At 53.6% G+C, this 4,043-nt stretch carries 4 protein-coding genes; all 4 read left to right on the top strand.

Annotation, left to right across the window (positions count from 1 at the left end; all coding sequences use genetic code 11):
• Window positions 1-37 precede the first annotated feature (37 nt).
• Window positions 38-955, top strand: a complete 918-nt coding sequence (locus tag ACLD7X_RS16000; protein WP_411424676.1) for an RHS repeat-associated core domain-containing protein — start codon at window positions 38-40, stop codon at window positions 953-955.
• Window positions 916-1,263: a hypothetical protein gene (locus ACLD7X_RS15995; RefSeq protein ID WP_411424675.1), complete on the top strand. Its 348-nt coding sequence runs from the start codon at window positions 916-918 to the stop codon at window positions 1,261-1,263. Before ACLD7X_RS16000 ends, ACLD7X_RS15995 begins: the two co-directional genes overlap by 40 nt.
• A 14-nt stretch (window positions 1,264-1,277) precedes the next feature.
• Entirely contained in the window at window positions 1,278-1,967 is a 690-nt protein-coding gene (locus tag ACLD7X_RS15990) for a hypothetical protein (protein ID WP_411424674.1), read from the top strand.
• A gap of 1,569 nt (window positions 1,968-3,536) precedes the next feature.
• Window positions 3,537-4,025: a hypothetical protein gene (locus tag ACLD7X_RS15985; RefSeq protein WP_411424673.1), complete on the top strand. Its 489-nt coding sequence runs from the start codon at window positions 3,537-3,539 to the stop codon at window positions 4,023-4,025.
• Window positions 4,026-4,043 lie beyond the last annotated feature (18 nt).

Genomic DNA, 4,043 nt, shown 5'->3' with positions numbered 1-4,043 from the left:
GAGATCACTTCCGCCGGAACCACGACGCTTGTGTGGGATGGCACCGACTACTTGCAGGAGCGCAGTTGACATGCCCGTAAACACTTACATCACGGCCAATGGCCGCATCCGCCGCCGGATTACGACGAACGGCGGAGCTGTGACGGATCAGGTTGCGGTGGTGACAAATGCTTTGGGCTCGGTAGTTGCGACCTACAAAGATGGCTGGCTGACCGCCGATCGTAGCTACGACCCTTACGGCGAAACCCGGGCGGAATGGAACGATGTGGGTCGTTTTGGCTGGGTGGGTGGCCTTGGTTACCGCGAAACTCGGCGGGAGTGGGTGAGTCACTACGTCCGCGCCCGTCATTACGGCTTTACCATGGGGATGTGGACGAGTGTCGATCCACTCTGGCCGACGGAACCGGCATTTGGGTACGTGGGGGGTAACCCGACTAATTCAGTAGATCCAACGGGAACCGTATGCATTCCTAAAACGAGAGTAACTCCTTGCACGAAGGCCGAACAGAAGGGAGTTGGCCAGGATCAATGTGACGCGAAGGGCAGACGGGAAGGCAGAATACTGCGAAGCATGAAGTGTTGGTGGGTTGAAACGACATGGACTTGCTACACTTGTTTTGGCATCAGTTACGTCCATTATAAAGGTCTCCAGGGTTGGTGTGCAGAGAAGCCGTATGGAGATTGCACGCCTTGGCGACACAAGCAGTTGCAGGACGACGTTAACAAGAAGTGCAAAGGGACAGGCCAGCCGCGACGATGTGACCATACTACGATGAACTGTGTTCAGCTCAGGCTTAATTTGGCGAGGTATGCAGCCTGTATTGGTGCAAGAGGCAGGATCAACCGGGAGTGCTATCGTGGAGGCGATTCCGGACATGTTCAAGCCTTCGAGGACAATAATGTCGGCTTCAAGCGATGCAAAGAAGAGTTGAAACAAAAAAAGCCGCCATGCTAAATAGTGACAACCGACTGCCGGACGATCTCGGTCATGGCCCGGGGCAGGAGGCTGACATCGTTCGGCGACTTTTTGCGGGCAGGCTTGTTGTAGATTGTCCATTTTATCTGCTTGGTTTGGATCCCGACTTGGTATACTGGTTTGATTATGAGTCACTCATAATGGCAGCACCTATTATTCAGATTCAGATGAAGGCGAGCCCGGAGTTAGCATGGAAGCTACGGTCTTTCATTACATCTCACCGTAACTTCTCAGAAGAGGAGAGGGCGGTGCTCATCGGGATTTTCGCCCCCACCCTCGACGTGTAAATCCGGATGGGCTGGTGAGGACGTTCCAGTACGACCCTGATGGCCGGATCACCACCCTGGTGACGAACAAGGGGATTGCCACCTACACCTTTGATAACGCGGGCCGACAGATCAACAATCGGCTTCCAAACGGGATGAGTGAACAAACCACTTACGATGAAGTCGGCAATGTCACCCTGCGGTCGTTCGCCAACATCATTCGCACGACCTACACGTACGATCCGGTCGGAAACCCGGCCACCATTCGGACGTTCAATGGTCGGGTGAAGACCTTCACCTACGATGGGATCGACCAGCTCACCCGGCAGCAAACTTCCGGGGCCTCCACGGTTGGATACACGTACACCTACGATCCGGTGGGCAACCGCACCTACTCGACCGAGTGGGACGCGCCAACCACCACCACTTACGATCTGGCCGGACAGTCCACAACCATGGCGTACGGCTCTACGCTCACGACCTACACCTACGACCTGAACGGCAACTTGATCGGGATCGTTGGCTTTGAGCCGCCGAATGGAACGGTGGCCATCACGACGACGATGACCTACGATAAAGAGAACCGTTTGCAGGTTCTTGACCACAACGGAGCCAAAACCACATATACTTATGATGGCAACGGCCAAAAGCGAAGTGAAAACGTCTCGGGAGCCCTAACCACCATTGTTTGGGATGGCACCGACTACTTGCAGGAGCGAACCTAATGCCGGTTAAAAACTACGTCAGCCGCAATGGCCAGGTGGAATACGAGTACGACGACCTGGGCGATATCTTGACCTATGGCCGAGACGCTCAGGGCAACGTGGTGGCGGGCTACGATGCCGCCGCGAATGCGGTGTTCACGGCGGATTACAAGCCTTACGGCGAGTTCGCGGCAACCACCGGGAATGTGGCGGGTCGGCGGTTTATGTGGGTGGGATCCTGGGGTTACCGGTTTACTTCGGGGGTACCCGTGTCTCACTACGTGCGTGCTCGGCACCTGAGTATGCGGATGGGCATGTGGACAAGCGTCGATCCGCTCTGGCCATCGGAGGCAGCTTTTGGGTACGTGGGAGGAATGCCAACAGCTTTCATTGATCCTTTAGGATTGCAGTCGAATCGACCGCCCAGGCAAGTCGATCCTTCATCTCGTAACAATTCTGGGCCAGGAGGTAAGTCAAGGCCAAATGGCGTTTCCCGTTCTAAGTCACCGGCGAAGCCAAGCAGCGTCTTTGTTGGCGGGAAGTGCTCACTCACGACATGCGAATACATGGGATTCATCGTTGTGCCTTCTCACGTTGAATACTGCTTCCAAACCGCGAATCCCAAGAAATCATGCAGCTCCAACCTCCACCCGGGTGGCTATTATGGTGGAAGAAATGTAGGTAGTTGTGCGGATTGGATGAACAACCTGAGGAGTGCCACTAGTGAGGTTCTGAGGTGTTACACGAGGGAAATGGACTGTACGGTCGCTTCTTTGGCGTGCGAATGTATCTCGGAATGGATAGACGGGACAGTTAGGCGTCCGCCCTATGTGAGTGGTCTTTGCTATAGTGACGATGAACATATTCTGGAGTGTGCCTGCCAAAAGTTGCGCAGGAAAAACCCGTCGCCCCCGATAATCAGCTGGAGCTGGTGGACGGGGCGGCCTGCAATTGATCATGGGTGCCGCGGTGGTGATTACAACTCATTCGGCCCGACGGTTTTTCATTGAGTCAACATTCGACCATGCAGGATGCTTTGCTGGCCCGAAGAATTCGAGGAGTATAGTCAATGACGGCTGGAGGTAATCAAGATAGTCGACGCGCCAGGCAGGTTTGGTGGTTCTGCGTTGCGGTTGCTTGCACGGTACTCTTGCCCTCGGCATGTGCACTTCACCTTACTGCATGTCAGCAGCATGGCTCAAAACGAATACTACAATTCTTGATGTTTCCGAATCAGTATTCATCGAGAGTCCTCAACCTTACGCGGAACTCGCTCGACTGTTCATGCGGTAGTTGGCAGATAAGATATCGTTCACAACAAATTGGAGGGTATCCAATTTTTTATACTGTATCATGTTCATGCTTGCCGGGCACATACTTAATCGAGTGTTTGAACGATAGTGGGGACTTGATTATACGCAGGATATACCCAACAGGACAAATTCAGCCGCGATAGCAGATATTGGTTCAAAATTTGATGCTAGTTTATGAAAAACTGGTGGTTGCTCTCAGACCTGGTGTTTCATGTGCGCATGGATGTTCGCTCGAACTAGGAGATAGAGATTGAATATGTCGACAAGGAGATGCTTCGTGGGCGCTTTTGATGAATCGATTCAAATGTTCACGAATAGCGGTCAAAAAGGATTCTTCAACACCTACACCTACGATGCGTTGGATCGTATCTCGACGAACCTTTACTCGGGCCCATGGTCGCAAACCATGACATTTGCCTGCGATGCGGTGGGGAATCGTACGTACGCCAATGAACAGGGGCCAACGGAGATCTCCTTTGACTTGGCCGGTCAGATCGTCACCATGAGCCGGGAGGGAGATATCGTCACCCACACGTACGACCTGAACGGGAACTTGACCGGAGTGAGTGGCCGACTCCTCTCAGTGAACCCGGGCACGATCACCATGGTGTATGATAAAGAGAACAGGATGGTGGTTCATAACCTTAACGGAACCTTGACCACCTACACCTACTCTGCCGATGGCCTGAAGCGGGCCGAGATCACTTCCGCCGGAACCACGACGCTTGTGTGGGATGGCACCGACTACTTGCAGGAGCGCAGTTGACATGCCCGTAAACACTTA

Origin of the sequence: Aphanothece microscopica RSMan92, assembly GCF_046613545.2 — a bacterium.
Lineage (GTDB): Bacteria > Cyanobacteriota > Cyanobacteriia > PCC-6307 > Cyanobiaceae > NIES-981.
The sequence above is the reverse complement of the archived record's forward strand: the minus strand, read 5'-3'. Positions and strand labels throughout refer to the sequence as shown.